This window comes from Afipia broomeae ATCC 49717 (genome assembly GCF_000314675.2).
Lineage (GTDB): Bacteria > Pseudomonadota > Alphaproteobacteria > Rhizobiales > Xanthobacteraceae > Afipia > Afipia broomeae.
The window spans coordinates 1-15,930 of sequence record NZ_KB375284.1; the positions used below are offsets into that span (position 1 = coordinate 1).

Genomic DNA, 15,930 nt, shown 5'->3' on the forward strand with positions numbered 1-15,930 from the left:
GCTTGACCCGGACGTCTGAAGAGCCTCACCGGAACCACCGGTGATGCATCTCCATGGCTGATTCTGAGACAGGATCACAGAGTCAGGATAAGGCGACCAGCTCTTCGAAGGCATATTTCTTGGTACCGTAGGATCCGCTCTGGTCGCGATTGAGACGCGACGGGTGCCCAGTCGCATGACCGAGTTCATGCAAGGCCGTACGGTGCCAGTTGATGGGTTCGAAATAGGCCTGCGGCGGCGGGACCTGAACATAGTCTTCGGCTGTTGCATAGAATGCGCGATCTCCACCGATCCGAAATGGAATTCCGCTGGCCGTGATCAGGGCATCGACCGTCGGTTCGATGAGGCCGGCCGGCGGCGGCGGCGCAGCGGTGGCAATGTCGTCGGGCAGTTGCTCGCACTGATCGGTGTTGAAAACGGTAAATCGCTTGAGGAACGGGATCGCCTGCGCGTCTTCGCCGGTCTCGGCGGCGCGGCGCTTTTCATCATTCGGCACGAAACGATCCGCGTAGACGACGGTAGTCCCGCGCTCTCCCTTGCGAACGTGGCCGCCAAGAGAGAGTGCCTGGCGGAAAGTGAGCCAACTTTGACCGGTAAATCCGCGTTCGATCACGACTCCCCAGAGGATGAGGATGTTCACACCACTGTATTGCCGGTTGGTCGACGCATTTTTCGGCATGGCCAGCGGCGCTTTCGCCGCGGCAGTACCCCAGGGCTGAACCCAGGGGACGCGTCCGGCCTCAAGCTCGGCGATGATCTTGTCGGTGATTTCGTTGTAGAGGTTCGCCCGGTCCTGGCCGGCGCGCGCGCAAGCATTAGGGTTTGACATCGCGGGTCTCCGCGACGGGCACCGCGAGCCTCTCTCGCAGATTGTAACCCGTCACGGAAAACCAGCCTGCACTCTTACTCTCAGCTTCTTGCCTTAGGCCGCAGGCCTGATCCGGCGTGCGCCAGGGGCGCATCGCCCCAAGAGAAATGGCACCCGCAGGAGCGTGAGCATAGCGACGCCGAAGGCGGCACGCGGGACCGAGTGCAGCGACGAGACCGGTTAAAAGGGCACCCGGGAACGGGGCAGTGATAACGATCGCCGCAGGCGAGCCCCTTTTCCGAGTGCCCCCGGCGAGGAGCACCAAAGCTCTGGCGCGAGGGATCGAAGCCGCAGGCCGAGACGCGGCGCGGCTCGGTTCACGAGAGCCCGGTGCGGCCCTGGCCGCACGCGCACAACCACTAAAAGACTTGAGCGAAAGTGATGCTGGCAATCCTGCGAGAACAGCCTGGCAATTTCACAGTGGTCTCAGAACGGGCGAAAACCTTGTCCTCTGCTGACTGAGAATCCCAGCCTTGTGTTAGCAGCCGGAACAAACGGCGGACCACTAGATTCGTGTATTCGGAGTTATTCAATGCTGATGACCAGTGAGCGAAGGCCGGCGATACGGACACTGCAGGGTTGGGCGATCCACGTGCTCCAGGAAGCGGGCGCCATCCGCGAATGCGAAGAGCATGGTTGGATGCAGGACCGCGCCGATCCGCATGCACGAGAGCGAGCCTTCGATATTGCCCGTCGAGACCCGCCAGCAGACGTCTCCCGTCAAGCCGCGGAGGCCGCGCTTCACGACGTGCTCGACTCGATTGGCGATACCTGCCCAGAATGCCCCCCTGACGAGGAGGACCCGCGCTAAGCACCGACGCCGACCCGTCTGCTACTCAGCGGCCTAGCCGTTTCTCCACCCGCTTGCGCGCGTTGCCGACCTTTTTGACGGCCTTTTTCACCGCCGGCGCCGACTTTCCGGTCTTCTTCGCCTCGTACTGCACTTCGTAGTCCTGCCCGCCTGCCACCCGCGCCCGGTCCTGCTTTCGTCCGCGCGCCGTTTTGCTCTTCTTCGCTGCCGCCATCGGTGCCTCCTGTTGGGACATCGAAGCAACGCGACAGGGATTCGCAGGTTCCGGAACGATTCGAACTGTGCCAATTTGAATCGGCTGTAGCGTGGAGTTCTTCAGTGGCGTTTCAGCGTAACAAGCCGGCGGCTATCGGCGTCAAGGCGCCTTTCCCCGCCTTCATCGAACCGGCCCTGGCATCCTCGACAGAGAAAGTGCCGTCGGGAGAGCGCTGGATCCACGAAATCAAGTTCGACGGCTACCGTGTTCAGGTCCATCTGGCCAACGAGACGGCGAAGATCTCCACCCGGCGCGGCCACGATTGGACGCACCGCTTCAAGAAGGTCGCTCATGACGCCTGGCGGATCAAGGCGAACTCTGCGGTGGTGGACGGCGAGATCGTGGTGCCAGCTGCCGATGGCACGACCGACTTCTCGGTCCTGCAGAACGAGCTCAAGGGTAAGTCGAGGAGCATCGTGCTCGTGGCGTTCGATCTGCTCTATCTGAACGGCCGAGATATCCGGAAGCTACCGCTTTTTCAGCGCAAGGCCGAACTCAAGAAGATCCTGACCGGCACCGACATCCAGTTCAGCGAAAGCTTCGCGATAGACGGCCGCGAGATGTTTGCGCACGCCTGCAAGCTTGGCCTCGAAGGTGTCGTCTCGAAGGTCCGGGACGGCGCCTATCCGGCCGGACGCACGAATGACTGGGTCAAGAAGACCTGCGTGCAGCGTGAGACCCTGACTATTGCGGGTTTCGCGCTCGATGGAACGAAGTGGGACGGCATCTACGTCGGCCGGCGTAAGGGCGACGATCTAATATACGCCGGGAAGGTGGACCATGGATTCGACAAGGCATCAGCCGCCGACCTTCAGAAGCGTCTGAAGCCGCTGATCCGCAAGACGCAGCCTTATGCAAAGCGGATTGCGCACAAAGGAATCTGGGTCGAGCCCAAGCTGCTGGCCGAGATAGAGTACCGTGCAAAATCAGCGGAGGGAAAAGTCCGTCATCCCTTCTTCAGGGGGCTTCGGGAGGATCTGTAATGGATGCCTTTGACCGCTTCTGGGAGTGGGCGGAAAAGCCGCTCGATAGTCCGCTGACGATCCCTGCGGAGCTCCATCGAGCGGTTATGGAGCTGTCTCCGGAGGACAGGCGGGACCGCGCAAAGGTCAATGAGGCCGCAGGGCGGGCGGTTTCCGACCGATAGTTACCAGCGAGCGCCCAGTCTGAGCGCGCCCGCTCGAGACCCACCATTCAAGATTGACCTGCTTGAATTGGACAGTGTCCGAATTCGCGAAACGGAGTATGATCTGGTCATCACCGGCAAAGGCACTCTGCCCGCGGGCACCGGTGACTGAGAGACCAATCGCGCTCCCGCCTGCAGCAGGAGCCACCAATGTCTCATTATTCCGAACGTGTCATCCTTGCCCGTCACCATGTTGCCAAAGGACGTCAGATCGTCGAAAGGCAGCAACGGATGGTCCGCAAGGGTGGCGCAAACATCGCAGAAGCTCTGAAGCTCCTGGCTCTCTTTGAAGCAACGCAAAATATCTTCGAGGATGATCTGGAGCGCATCTTGCGGGAAGAGCGCAACTGCTAAGGCTCGCGACTTGGCAGTTTAGAGTCTGGCAATTTCCGGTCTCGGCGGCAAATCAGGCGTCAACGCTAAGACACGAGATGGTCGCACTTTGAGACCTAGCCTCGCGCGCGTCGTAACGCGACTTCCAACCGGGCCTTCTCCTTTTCCCAACGCGCTTCCTCGTCCCGCGCGCTTTCCTCAAGAACTTCGAGCTGTTGTTGAATGTCAGCGGCCTTTTCTTCGTGCTTGCGACGGGCCGCGTCCAAGGCACTTTGCGCCTTGTCGACGGCGTGCTGCCGTCGCTCACGCTCCTTCTGCCGGACGGCCTCCTCCTTGGCACGTTCGCGCTCCCGTTGCATCTGCTCCTTCTCTAAAGCAAGTGCAGCCTTCCGGTCGGCCGCATCGTCGTGGGCCCGCTTAGAAGGCTTCCGCGGTTGACGGCGGCCTGTCTTCTTTGAGCTGCCGCTGGCAAGGTCGGTAGGTAGCTCGGCATGCTCCCTGAATGGCCCGTTGGAGCCGACGGGTCTCTTCAGAACGATGCCCGGCGCAGCCATAGTCGCCTCGATGACGTCCGGATCGTCGCTTTCCTTCGCCGCGCCCTGGTGGAAGAGATTGCTGTCAGCGCCCCAGGCTTCGAGGGCCGCTTTCATGGAGGGAGCGGCGATCGCCAGATCGAAGAAGCCCAGCGAGGTCTGATAGGTCTTCAGTTTTCTGGCCATCGGTCTGATCCGCCCTCGTCGATCGTCAACGTCTCGCACGCCACCATGCCTGCGGAACACGACGCGGCCCCGAAGCGTTCCCCAATCCTTGAAGGACGTCCATGCATTTCGCAACGCGCTCTTAAGGATTGGCCTTGAATGAGCCGGATGTCGACCCTGCCCAAGCGCCTGCAGCCGATGCTTGCTACGCTTACCGAGGCGCCGTTCGACGACCCCAGCTGGGTTTTCGAGGACAAGTACGACGGCTTCCGGATGATCGCGGAAATCCGGCGGGGCAAAGTTGCGCTCTACAGCCGCAACGGCAAGATAATCAGCCGCAGCTATATTGAGGTCGCCAAAGCGCTGGAGGGCGTGAAGGGCGACGCCGTGATCGATGGTGAGCTTGTCGCGATCGGTAAGGATGGCGTCTCACATTTCCAGTTGCTTCAAAACGCGCTGCGCCATGAGGCGAAGCTGCTGTACTGCGCCTTCGATCTCATGTTTGAGAACGCAGCGGACTTGCGCAACCACCCCCTCCTCGAGCGGAAGAAGCGGTTGAAGGCAATACTGCCGCGCGACAAGTTGATCGCCTTCAGCCATCACCGCAAAGCGAACGGCATGAAATTCTTCGCCGAGGCCGAGCGGAAGGGTCTGGAAGGCGTCATGGCGAAGCGCGCCGACAGCGCGTATGCGTCCGGAAGCCGGACGGCGGATTGGCTGAAGATCAAGACAGCAAAGCGGCAGGAAGTGGTGATCGCGGGCTTCACGGCGCCGAGGCGTACAAGACCATACTTCGGCGCCCTGGTCCTCGCCGTGCGGGAAGACGACACATGGCGCTATATCGGACATGTTGGCACTGGCTTCAGCCACAAGGTCCTGGAAGACCTCCACGCCAAGCTCGTGAAGCTGACGATCCCGAAATCACCCTTCCCTGCCAAAGTGAAGGACGAGGCCGCCACGACCTGGGTCAAGCCCTCGTTGGTCGCCGAGGTCAAATTTGCGCAGTGGACGAGCAAGGGCGAACTGCGCCAGCCCGTCTACCTCGGGCTCAGGTCCGACAAGCGGGCGAAGGATGTCGTGCGTGAGCGAGAACGTCCGCGCAAGTAGCTTCCCTTCGGCGAAAGCCGGCAAAAAGGATTGATGCACTCTCCGCCGACACTCACTCGCCTCCAAGGTCGTGGATTTCCGGTCGCATGCCGTCAGGCGTGAGTTCGAGCGTCGCAAACGTGATCGGCAGCTTGAAACGCCGAGGTCCCGCGCTGCCGGGATTCAGGTAGAGAATGCCACCGACCGTGTCGATCTTCGGTACGTGGGAATGCCCGGAGACGATGACGTCGAAGCCGGCGCCGAGATCGGTCTTCAGCGTCTTCAGGTCGTGCAGAACGTAGATCGACTTACCTGCCAGACGGACGAGTTTCGTGTCGGGGTAGTCGCGAGCCCACTTGCCACTGTCCACGTTTCCACGAACGGCCGTGACGGGTGCGATCCGGCGAAGCGCGTCGACGATCTCGGGGCGTCCCATGTCGCCGGCATGAATGATGTGATCGACGCCCGTCAGGCCTCGCTCCGCCTCGGACCTCAACAGGCCGTGCGTGTCCGAAATGACTCCAATCCTGAACATCATTTCCCGACGCTCTCAGCCGAGATCGCCAAAAGACGATCGAGAAACTCTACCTGAGCGGACAGCATCTTGGTCCGCGCTAACTCGATATCAAACCATTCCGCGCGGTCGACTTCGGGAAAGCTCTGCCGTCGACCGCTTCGAGGCGGCCATTCGACATCGAAGGTATTGCTGGTCAGTGCTGCCGGATCAAAGTGTCCCTCGCCGCCGAATGCGATGACGCGCTTGCCTCCTCGCTGTCGGACCTCCCCCAGCGCCTGGAGTGGACCAATCGAAGCGCTCGGGCCGAGTTCTTCGGCAAATTCTCGTTGAGCAACGTTCTCCGGAACATCATTGGCATCGATTTCGCCCTTTGGAATGGACCAGGCGCCATCATCCTTCTCACGCCAGAACGGACCGCCGGGATGAACGAGCAGAACCTCGAGCCCCCGAGCTCCTCCCTTGCGGTATGCGAGAATGCCCGCGCTCAAGGTCGATCTCCTGGAAGTCTTTTTCACCGCAGCCATATGGCTCCTACTTTGCAGAGCAATCGAGAGCCGGCGAGCCGTCGTCCCGCCATACGGGACCGCGTTCGCCAAGCGCCTGCTTAGCTTCGTCCGCGGTCCTATGCACCGTTACTTCGGCCTCGCGCTCGGCCGCCTTCCTGGCGCACGCACCTACCCGCCGGGTCGCCATTAGACGGCGACGAGATGATCTCGCGTGACCTCGTTGAGACGGATTTGCCATTCGCCAGAGCCTGCCACGGACGACGAAGGAGTGCCGTCCGGCGTCACCGGATGCTTCACGACACCTAAGCCGACTTCCGCTGCGGCTTGGCCGCCGGCTTTTTCGCCGCGGCCTCCTTCGCCGGCTTCTTGCCTGCGATCGGCATCAGCATTTCCTTCTGCCCGGCCGCCGCCTTGCGCGGCTTTTTTCCTGATTTCTTGGGTGCCTCTGTCGCTGAGGCGCCCTCTCTTCCGATGCTCTTTCGCAGCGCGTCGATCAGGTCCACCACGTTCTCGCCGCGGGGACGCGCTTTCGCGGTGATGGGTTTGCCGGCGCGCTTCTGATTGATCAGTTCGATGAGGGCGGTTTCGTATTGGTCTTCGAACTTGTCCGGCTCGAAATGGCCCGCCTTCTGATTGACGATGTGCTTGGCGAGATCAAGCATGTCCTTGGTGACTTTGACATCCTGAATGTCGTCGAAATACTCATCAGCTGAACGGACTTCGTAAGGATAGCGCAGTAGCGTTCCCATCAGGCCCTTGTCCAACGGCTCCAGCGCGATGATGTGCTCGCGATTGGTCAGCACCACACGGCCGATCGCGACCTTGTTCATCTCGCGGATGGTTTCCCGAATAACGGCGAAAGCATCGTGCCCGACTTTACCGTCGGGACGCAGATAGTAGGGGCGAATGAGATATCGCGGATCGATCTCGCTGCGGTCGACGAACTCGTCGATTTCGATCGTTCGCGTTGATTCCAGTGCGACGTTCTCTAGCTCCTCCTTCGTCACCTCGATGAAGGTGTCCGTGTCGACCTTGTAGCCTTTGACGATGTCCTCGTTGTCGACCTCCTCGCCGGTATCGGCATCCACCTTAGCGTACTTGATCCGATGGCCGGTCTTTCGATTCAGCTGGTTGAACGAGACCTTTTCGGATTCCGACGTGGCCGGATAGAGCGCAACCGGACAGGTGACGAGGGAAAGACGCAGGAAGCCTTTCCAGTTGGCGCGGGGGGCCATCGCGGGGAACTCCATTACTGATGCCGGATTAAAGACGAACGACCGGGCTTGGTTCCGACATCGCGACCCGCCCCACAGCGGGATTTTTCTCATCGGCCTGCCTGGCCGGACTCGACATTTGTTCTTGTTATGTTCTAATTCGGGCATGACCGACCGACCCGCGAGCTGGCGCATGCCGACCCCGAAACAGATGGAAAAATTGGCCGCTGAAGCCGACCGCAGACGAGCGCCGCCCGCTGCGGGTCCAGATGCCCCCCTCCCGGCCGAATATTGGGAATCGGTCCTGAAAGACGCACGCGCCGGCACGACCGGGGCTCAGATGCGGCAGCGACGTCTTTCCGAGATTCAGCGTCACGTGCTGCGCGTCTCCTGCCGCCGCTGCGAGCGGACCGTGGAAATCCAGACCGCTGATGCCGTTCGACTGTATGGCGCCAACGCGCTCTGGAAGGACGTCGCGCAGCGGCTGCTCGACAATACCTGCCGGCAGCGCACCGGCAGGCATGAAGAAGACGGGTGCTGGCCAGCGTTCGAGACGCCGTAGCCGCTCTGGATTTGCCGATCCGATCTCTTTGCGCCTGGATGTCTGGATGGCCCCGAAGTATCACCCTACGCCCTTGTCGGGCGGCGATCGCAAGGCTCTGGCGAAAGAGCTCGGCAAGGCACGCGCGATGGCCAGCATGCTGGCGACCCAATCGGCGGAGATGCGGGCCAAAGGCGGGGCGATGATCCAGCAAGCCGACAGGCTGCTTTGCGAAAGCTGGAACGAGCGGATGTGGAGTGACGGCGAACCGATCGATCCGTCGCCGACCATCGATCAGGCCGTAAATGGAGGCTTCCCCTGGCTGGAGATCAGGTGCGCGCGCTGCAAGACGCCGAGCGATGTCGACCTGGCCGCGATGAAGCACCCGCCGACCACCTTCGTGCACGATCTCGCCAGCCGGCTGCGCTGTCGCAAATGTGCCAAGGCCGGCCGGCGTCCATCCGCGACTCTGCTACAGTTGACCTGGCAGCCGCGCCACCCTCGAGCCGAATCCTGACCGATGTGCAATCTTTATTCGATCACGACCAATCAAGCCGCGATCAACGCGCTGTTCCGCGTTGTCAACCGATACGTTGGAAATCTGGCGCCGATGCCGGGGGATTTTCCCGACTACAAGGCACCGATCGTGCGCAACGGAGTGGAGGGCCGCGAGCTCGCTACGGCGCGATGGGGAATGCCGTCGTCATCAAAGGCGCTGATGGACGCCACGAAGAAGCGAGCCGAGAAGCTGCAGGCCAAGGGCAAGGCAGTGGATTTCAAGGAATTGCTGCGAATGGAGCCGGACGGCGGCACGACCAACATCCGCAATGTGAAGAGCAAGCACTGGACGCGATGGCTGGGGACTGAAAATCGCTGCGTGGTGCCGTTCAACTCGTTCAGCGAGTTCAACAAGGCCGAGGGCGGTGATATCTGGTTCGCGCTCGATGAGACACGTCCCCTCGCCTGCTTCGCCGGTATCTGGACCAACTGGACGTCCGTCCGGAAGGTCAAGGAAGGCGAGACGACCAACGACCTCTACGCGTTCCTCACGACGGAGCCCAACGCCGAGGTCGGCGCCATCCACCCCAAGGCGATGCCGGTGATCCTGACAACGCCAGATGAAGTCGAGACCTGGATGACGGCCCCTGCGGACGAAGTACTGAAATTGCAAAGGCCGCTTCCGGACGGAAGCCTCCGGGTCGTCGCTCGCGGCGTCAAGGAAGACCCAATAGGGCCGACGACGTGACGGACGAGACCGACTACCAAACGGGGCCAGCACCGCATCAGCGCAAGATCATTCTGTCGATATAGACATCTTCTACGCATCAGTGGAGCAGCGGGACAATCCGGACTTGCGTGGCAAGCCAGTCGCTGTGGGCGGGATCGAAAGAGCGCGGTGTCGTAGCTGCAGCGAGCTATGAGGCGCGAAAGTTTGGAGTTAGGTCGGCATTGCCGTCAGTGACAGCCAAACGGCAATGCAAAGAGCTAATTTTCGTAAAGCCGCCGCGCTTCGAAGTCTACAAGGAGGTCTCTCGACACGTCCGGACAATCTTCGCGGAGCATTCTGACGTCATTGAGCCCCTGTCGTTAGATGAGGCCTACCTAGATGTCACCGAGAACATCCAAGGCCTCCCAATCGCGACAGAGATCGCGACCTTGATTAGAGTCAAGATCCTGAGCGAGACAGGCCTGACCGCGTCTGCCGGCATCTCTTACAATAAGTTCCTGGCAAAACTTGCGTCCGACCAACGGAAGCCCAACGGACAGTTCGTGATCACGCCAAAGATGAGGCCGAGCTTCGTTCAGGATCTCCCAGTCGGCAAATTCCATTGAATCGGACCGGCGACCAGTGCGAAGATGCATGGCCTTGGCATCTTCACCGGCATGAATATGCGCAATCAGTCGCTCGAGTTCATGAACGCCAATTTTGGGAAAGCTGGGGCGTATTATTACTGGATCTCGCGGGGGATTGACGAGCGTCCTGTCCGTGCCAACCGAATCCGAAGGTCCGTCGGCGCCGAAAGCACGTTTCGCGGGACTTGGCAGACCACGAAGCGCTGACCATCGAACTGCGCCCACTGGTCGACAAGGTCCGGCAACACTGCGAGGCGACGGGCGCGCGAGGCCAAACGGCGATCCTTTTCAGATTTCGAGCTGATCACTCGCAGCACGTCCGTACGCATGAACGACACCGCGGACGATCTCTCTAGCCTGGCTCTTGAACTATTAGCGCAACTTATGCCGCCAAAGAGGCCGATCCGGTTAATCGGTATCTCTGTTTCGGGGGTTTGTTGGGTCAGGGCTCGATGATGATCAATTGCCACTCATGCTGGCTTGATTTGGCGGGTCCAACCGCATCTCGTTGCTGCTTGCAATAGGTGCCATCCACTCCCCCAATTTACACAGAGCATGCTTGGGAAAACGCGCAAAATATCGCTTTGCAGTCGATAACTCTGACCCAAAGCATATACTGCGCTATCATATACGAATCACCGCATTTGTACTGTTTCAAGGATGGATTACGGCGCTATGGCGCGAGCTACCATGCAAGGCAAAGCGACGCTCGACGCACGATTCAAGTTTGCTGATACCGCGTTTTCGAGCGGCACCGAAGGTTGGAATTCTCAACTTCGTTTTGCCACCGGCATCGCCGACGGCGAGGACTATCTTCTTCGTCTGTTCAAGAAGACCGGAACCCCGCTGGACGAGGACCTGAAGCGGCTCATCACGCACGGCCTCAGGCGTGTCCGGCGTGTTCTGTCGTCACGCCGTGCGCGCCAGTTATTGGTCGAGGTTCTTGAGATCGTCGAGGACCAGGAAGAGATCGGTATCTTAATGGTTGATCCTGGCAGTCCGATCTGCGGGTCATTGCACAGGGTTCGAGCGCGAGAAGGCCGGCTGCTTACGACGACCGGCCGCAAGATGTTTTGGCGCAATATCTTGCGCGTAGCTGAAGGACTTGCACTTTGTCATGATGCGGGCATCGTGCACGGCGCTGTCAGCGAACATACGATCTTTTCGCATAGCGATGAAAAAGAGGATTTCCGACTCGGCGGCTACGAAGCGTGCGTACACATTGCCGACGGCGATGTGGGCGGCGCGGGACATCTGCTGCGGCCCTCCGGCACCGTCTCGTTTCGCCGGGACTGGAGTGATCTTGGGCAGGCAGCGTCGCGGATCCTCGGCCTGACCGAGGACGGCGGCGGTCCTTCCCTGCTGTCGATCGAGCGACGCATGCTTAATCGTCTTGCCGATCCGCCACGCTACCAGCTTTTCGACGGAAGTATCGTGCTAAACGAGATCGCCGAGGTCGTGGCCGATCTTGACCGGTCGGGGTCAAGCGGCGAAGGCGAGCTAATTCTCTACCCTTCCACCCAGGTTACCCAAAGCGACCTTGCATCGCTTACATCGGGCACCATCCCGGCTGACGATAGGGATGCGGTCCTCCGTTTTGTCGAAGAGGATCTCAGCGGACCAACGGTACGCACTGTTGTCGTAGATGAGGCCTTCGTGCGTATCGTCACCGACCTTGCCGCGTATGGCGTGAAAGTCATCGATGACTATGTCGGCATGATCGAGAACGCCAACAAGAGGCGGCCTGACGACTACATCTATGATGCCGTCGAGGTTCGCCACCGGATTCATCTTGCGCGAACTCGGAGAAGCGCCGAAGAGCGAGTACGCAGGCTTGGCCCTGGCGCCAAACCGTGGATTGACGCGAGTGTCACAACAGGAGTGAGCCGATCAGTCGAAGAGATTCCCACTTGGTACGCCCTCATTCTTCTCGAAGCCTTTACTTGGCTGCGGGAGCAATTCCGAATCTATCCCGTCGAAGTGCTTCACCCGCCGTCCGGCGGGGATTCAGATTTGGCCTGGATCGCCTCCCGCGAAGATCCCGACCGGGACATGCGACGCAAGCTGATGGGACTGCGCCCGGCATACGACGCCTTGGCGCGCGAATTGAAGTACGACGACGGCAAACCAAATTGGACTCTTTCACGCAGCGACGCGCTCGCCGGCGATCGGGAGCGATTTCCGGAACTCAGTTATGAGGGAACGGGCGGTGTCGTCGACGGCCGCCTACCGTTCACGTTCGCGACAAGCGAAGCTGTTGTACCGGGGCAGCTTCTTTTTCTTCGTCCTCGAAGAGATGGTGGATTTGAACGCGCAATTCGCCGCCGCCTTCAAAATATTGTGGCGGCCCGGACGAATATTGAACTCTTGAGAGCGATTGACGATCCGGCGCAGGTCGCGCTGGACGAAGTATTACGTGATATTGCGACCCCGAATGCGGTGCCGCCGGACGAGATGGACGGTTCGAAAAAGGTGGCATGGGACGCAATCGTATCAGGCAAGTCCATCAATGTCGTTGTTGGCCCTCCTGGCGTCGGCAAGACGTTCCTAATTTCGAATCTTGTCAAAAGCATTCTGGACAAAACACCGGACGCAAGGCTTCTAGTGTCGGCGCAAAACCACGAGACCTTGATTCAAATGGAGGACGAACTCAAGGCGACACTGGCGAGCGGCACGAAGATCGTCGTTCGTGTCGAGCGGACACGATCGACCGATGAAGTCAGCTCCTTGCGTGCGAGCTCCGTTGATCTTCTTAGGTCCGTTTCGACGGTCGACCACGCCGCTGAAAGCATGATGGTCAACCAACGCTATCAAATCAAGCAGGCGCTCCGGCCCGTTGATGCGTCGGAAGCGACGGTTGCGGAACGCGTATTTCGCGATACCGACAATCTGCTGCTGCGCTCTTCCGATGTCACGCTTGCCACGACATCGTCGCACATCATCGAGGAGATGATTGCCGATGGCGATCAATTCGACTGGGTCATCGTCGAAGAAGCGGCCCGCGCCAACGGTGCGGAACTGATCGGCGCGCTATTGCTGGGCAACAGAAGAATCATGGTTGGCGATCACAACCAACTCTCTCCATTCGATGCCGCCCAGCGGCAACAATTCTACGATCCCGAGCGCGCAGTTGATCTGCTGCGGGACGCGAAGGAGCGGCTTGAAACCATCTCCGATCTACCGCCGGAAGTTACTGAGGCGCTTGATACAGTTAAGTCGAGCGAACATCTGATGAGGGAGGCTCTCGCAACAGCGGCGCGTCTTGAAGAACCGTTTCGATCAATAGCTGAGCGCGAAATTGAGCGCGAAAAGGACACGGGGCGTCCGAGCACGATCGTCAACACGCTGCTGGAACAGAGCCGCATGCACCCCGCCATCGGCGATCTCGTCTCGAATACTTTTTATGACAGAAAGCTCGCTCCCTCCGACCGCGTCAAGCGTCGCACGCTAACGGTCACGTCCACGGTCGCGTACCTCACCTCTCCAATCGTTCTTCTCGATTTTCCGCCCCTCAGCATGTCAAAACGGCGACATTTCGAACACAAAGTGGAGCGATCATTCCGCAACGAGCTTGAGGCGCAGGCCTTGATAGCGGCCTTGAAAGGGTTGCGGCCGATAGTTGGCGCGGACGGCCGCCGACCGACCCTCGTGATCATCTCGCCCTACGCGGCGCAGGTGAGATGGTTCAAGCGCTTACTGCGCGGCCAAGTCAGGAAAGACAAGACCTTGTTCGGCTTCGCGAGCCCGCGCAGTAATGGTGAGTTCGTCTTTACCAGCGATAGCTTCCAAGGTGGCGAAGCCGATGTCGTGGCCGCCAGCCTTACGCGCAACAATGTCATGGTGGGATCGCGCGCGCTCGGATTCGTCAAAAGCCCACAGCGCATGAATGTGCTGCTCAGCCGCGCCAAGCAAAAGCTGATTCTTGCCACAAGCCAGCGCTTCATTCGCGAAGTGGTCGAAGGAATCGATCCGGATGCAAAAAAGGACGATCTTGAATTCCTACGAAAGATGCTGAAGGAGCTCGCGACCCTCGCCGGGACCGATTACGAGCTCGTCAGGAAGGATGCTCCTAGCATTAAGGTGAAAGGCGCATCCATCGTCGCGATCGACGAGAACGGGAGGCTTCCGGCGTGAAAATCTACCTTCCCGCTTGGCACTATCGCGCGCGCGCCATCGTTCAACGCACATGGGGATGGAGTCCAATCGAAGAAATGATCCTGCTCGCGCTCGATCGCACCCCAGAAACGATCGAAGAGGTGGCAACGTCGCTCGGGATTCCAAGCCAGGTCGCGGGCTCGACCATCGCGCGGTTGATGCAGTTCGGCCTGGTCGAGCTTCGCCTGGCTCCTGTCCCTCAATTGGCGACAAGCGGCGTCGGTCAAGACTTCATCCGGTTGGGTGGCGCCTTGCCGGAGCGAACTGAAGATCGGGAGATTCACATCAGTCTAGTGCTGGAGAAGGTCGGACACTCGGTCTTTCGCAACCGCGACGTCGAGACCGCTCCACTCTATCGGATGACCCATACAGATCACAAGGTCAACTTTCCTCCGGGCCCAGATGAGACCGATGACACAATGGCGGTCCGCGTAACGCAGCTCGTCGCCGGCATGCTCCGTCCCGGCGAATGGCTGCGCGGCGTTCAAACGATCAACTCCGTTCTCGAAAGAAAATATCTCGCGATCGAACTGAACGACGTCAAGAACGGATTGCTCCCTGAGGGGGCCAGCCAGGACTTGATCGGCGCTCTTCAAGCAACAATCAGGACTGGTATTCTGCCGGAAGCTAGCGATCCGCAGCCAAGCCGGTCAGTGACCGTCGATACGATGATTGGCACCGATCAATTGATCGTCGGCGGCGAACAGCATCTCGAATGCTTCGAACGCATCGTGGGTCAGGCCGAGGAAGACGTTTTCGTACTTTCGACTTTTGTGACGCCTCACGGCGAAAAATACACGGAGCAACATGAACGCATTCGAAAAGCTCTTGAACAGGCTGCGCAGCGTGGCGTGCGCTGCCACTTGTTCTACGGTACTGCGCTAGACACCGACAGAAAGAACGCGATCGCGATGCAGGAGCTCAATATGCGGCTCTCGTCGGTCCGTCGCGCGCGTGGCTTTGTGTTCACGCAGCGCGATTCTGTTCGAAGCCATGTGAAATGCCTTGCCGCGGATGACGGCCACGGCGGCGCTGTCGTCGTGCTCGGCTCCTCCAATTGGCTGTCGTCGCCCTTTTCTGCCTTGGAGGTGTCTGTCGAGCTGACAGAGAACCGCGCGGCCGCGGCGGGCCTGGATCTTTTGCGTTCTATCGTGTCACCTCTTTCAAGCGCCAGCCGTTCGATTGAGACGCTCCAATTCATAGCATCGGATTTAAGGCGCTCGCGGAGCGCCTTAACATCTAGCGCCGATGCTGGAGGGAGTATTCCAGTTCGGATGAGCATTCTCCAGGCTGACGATCATGAGCGATTGATTCGGAGGGTTGCTCACGAAGCCGAAGAGCGATTTGTCTGCTGTACCAACAAGGTCGGAGCTCCCATGGTGCCGGCGATCTTTAACCCCGCCGAAATCGCAGGACGCCGACTCGACGACGTCCGTGTTTACTACTCGCGCCAGACCGGGCCGATCAAACGGCGGCACGTCAAGGCCCACCGCGAACGGCTACATGGTGTAGTCGATCTGATCGCCGTGGAGGATCCGCAAGTCCATGCAAAGTTTCTTTTGTGGGACAGAGATCACGTCGTGGTGAGCACGATGAATTGGGGCTCTCAGTCGGGTTCACCGGATAATCCTCTCGACGAGATCGGCCTCCATTTGGAAGGGCCTGGCATAGCCGAGTTCCTCCTAATGAAGTTCGAGAGTCAACTCGACGATTAGTATCTGACACGTATTTTGGGCTGCGTCCAAATTGTCAACGCGCTGCGCGCCAATTGCGCTGAAATTGCTGAGTTCTTTGTTCAAGGTGGAAAGAGAACCTTTCGCCATCTATCATCAGGCGCAGCCAAAACGCCTGATAAATACAAAGCAGACCGAGCTCGCCGATTTTCCTACAGACTACGACGAAGAT

The 15,930-nt window shown here is 59.6% G+C and carries 14 protein-coding genes and 2 pseudogenes; 10 read left to right on the plus strand and 6 right to left on the minus strand.

The genetic code is table 11. The features are described 5' to 3' along the window. Positions 1–91: 91 nt before the first annotated feature. Positions 92–829: pseudogene (locus HMPREF9695_RS19535) on the minus strand (ArdC family protein); the annotation flags it as partial. Between the two features lie 571 nt (positions 830–1,400). Between HMPREF9695_RS19535 and HMPREF9695_RS19540 the strand changes: the two are divergent. After that, positions 1,401–1,679, plus strand: a complete 279-nt coding sequence (locus tag HMPREF9695_RS19540; protein WP_006022624.1) for a hypothetical protein — start codon at positions 1,401–1,403, stop codon at positions 1,677–1,679. Between the two features lie 25 nt (positions 1,680–1,704). Here the strand turns inward: HMPREF9695_RS19540 and HMPREF9695_RS19545 are convergent, their stop codons facing one another. Beyond that, positions 1,705–1,893 (minus strand): DUF3606 domain-containing protein, encoded by a 189-nt coding sequence (locus tag HMPREF9695_RS19545; protein ID WP_006022625.1) that lies wholly within the window; start codon positions 1,891–1,893, stop codon positions 1,705–1,707. 104 nt (positions 1,894–1,997) lie between these two features. On the opposite strand from HMPREF9695_RS19545, the gene ligD (HMPREF9695_RS19550) reads away from it, so the two are divergent. Together ligD (HMPREF9695_RS19550) and HMPREF9695_RS19555 are read left to right on the plus strand one after the other, a co-directional pair. Then, complete coding sequence (gene ligD, locus HMPREF9695_RS19550; RefSeq protein WP_006022626.1) at positions 1,998–2,918, plus strand: non-homologous end-joining DNA ligase; 921 nt, start codon at positions 1,998–2,000, stop codon at positions 2,916–2,918. A gap of 353 nt (positions 2,919–3,271) precedes the next feature. Continuing rightward, positions 3,272–3,475 (plus strand): hypothetical protein, encoded by a 204-nt coding sequence (locus HMPREF9695_RS19555; protein WP_006022628.1) that lies wholly within the window; start codon positions 3,272–3,274, stop codon positions 3,473–3,475. 95 nt (positions 3,476–3,570) lie between these two features. Here HMPREF9695_RS19555 and HMPREF9695_RS19560 read toward each other — a convergent pair whose 3' ends face one another. Then, positions 3,571–4,173: a hypothetical protein gene (locus HMPREF9695_RS19560; RefSeq protein ID WP_006022629.1), complete on the minus strand. Its 603-nt coding sequence runs from the start codon at positions 4,171–4,173 to the stop codon at positions 3,571–3,573. Positions 4,174–4,311: 138 nt separating this feature from the next. Between HMPREF9695_RS19560 and ligD (HMPREF9695_RS19565) the strand changes: the two genes are divergently transcribed. Next, positions 4,312–5,259 carry a non-homologous end-joining DNA ligase gene (gene ligD / locus HMPREF9695_RS19565; RefSeq protein WP_006022630.1) on the plus strand — a complete coding sequence of 316 codons (948 nt, stop codon included), beginning with the start codon at positions 4,312–4,314 and terminating at the stop codon, positions 5,257–5,259. A 52-nt stretch (positions 5,260–5,311) separates the two neighbouring features. Here the strand turns inward: ligD (HMPREF9695_RS19565) and HMPREF9695_RS19570 are convergent, their stop codons facing one another. The 3 genes from HMPREF9695_RS19570 to ku all read right to left on the minus strand — a co-directional run bounded on the left by HMPREF9695_RS19570 (position 5,312) and on the right by ku (position 7,496). Next, entirely contained in the window at positions 5,312–5,776 is a 465-nt protein-coding gene (locus tag HMPREF9695_RS19570) for a metallophosphoesterase family protein (protein WP_006022631.1), read from the minus strand. Then, positions 5,773–6,279, minus strand: a complete 507-nt coding sequence (locus HMPREF9695_RS19575; RefSeq protein ID WP_028145790.1) for an NUDIX hydrolase — start codon at positions 6,277–6,279, stop codon at positions 5,773–5,775. The genes HMPREF9695_RS19570 and HMPREF9695_RS19575 overlap by 4 nt, the downstream gene beginning before the upstream one ends. Before the next feature lie 284 nt (positions 6,280–6,563). Continuing rightward, entirely contained in the window at positions 6,564–7,496 is a 933-nt protein-coding gene (gene ku / locus HMPREF9695_RS19585; protein ID WP_006022633.1) for a non-homologous end joining protein Ku, read from the minus strand. 145 nt (positions 7,497–7,641) lie between these two features. Here ku and HMPREF9695_RS19590 point away from each other — a divergent pair, with 145 nt between their 5' ends. From HMPREF9695_RS19590 to HMPREF9695_RS19615, 6 genes and pseudogenes are all read left to right on the plus strand, one after another. Further along, entirely contained in the window at positions 7,642–8,037 is a 396-nt protein-coding gene (locus tag HMPREF9695_RS19590) for a hypothetical protein (protein ID WP_024337238.1), read from the plus strand. 46 nt (positions 8,038–8,083) lie between these two features. Then, on the plus strand, positions 8,084–8,533 hold the full coding sequence (locus HMPREF9695_RS19595; RefSeq protein ID WP_006022635.1) for a hypothetical protein: 450 nt from the start codon (positions 8,084–8,086) through the stop codon (positions 8,531–8,533). A 3-nt stretch (positions 8,534–8,536) separates the two neighbouring features. After that, entirely contained in the window at positions 8,537–9,262 is a 726-nt protein-coding gene (locus tag HMPREF9695_RS19600) for an SOS response-associated peptidase (protein ID WP_006022636.1), read from the plus strand. Further along, positions 9,259–10,326, plus strand: a pseudogene (dinB, locus tag HMPREF9695_RS19605) (DNA polymerase IV). The gene HMPREF9695_RS19600 and the pseudogene dinB overlap by 4 nt, the downstream one beginning before the upstream one ends. Before the next feature lie 234 nt (positions 10,327–10,560). Then, a complete protein-coding gene (locus HMPREF9695_RS19610) occupies positions 10,561–14,004 on the plus strand; it encodes a DEAD/DEAH box helicase (RefSeq protein WP_006022639.1) in 3,444 nt (1,147 codons plus the stop codon). Further along, positions 14,001–15,740, plus strand: coding sequence for a phospholipase D-like domain-containing protein (locus HMPREF9695_RS19615; RefSeq protein WP_006022640.1), 1,740 nt, complete (start codon positions 14,001–14,003; stop codon positions 15,738–15,740). The genes HMPREF9695_RS19610 and HMPREF9695_RS19615 overlap by 4 nt, the downstream gene beginning before the upstream one ends. The last annotated feature ends 190 nt before the right edge of the window (positions 15,741–15,930 follow it).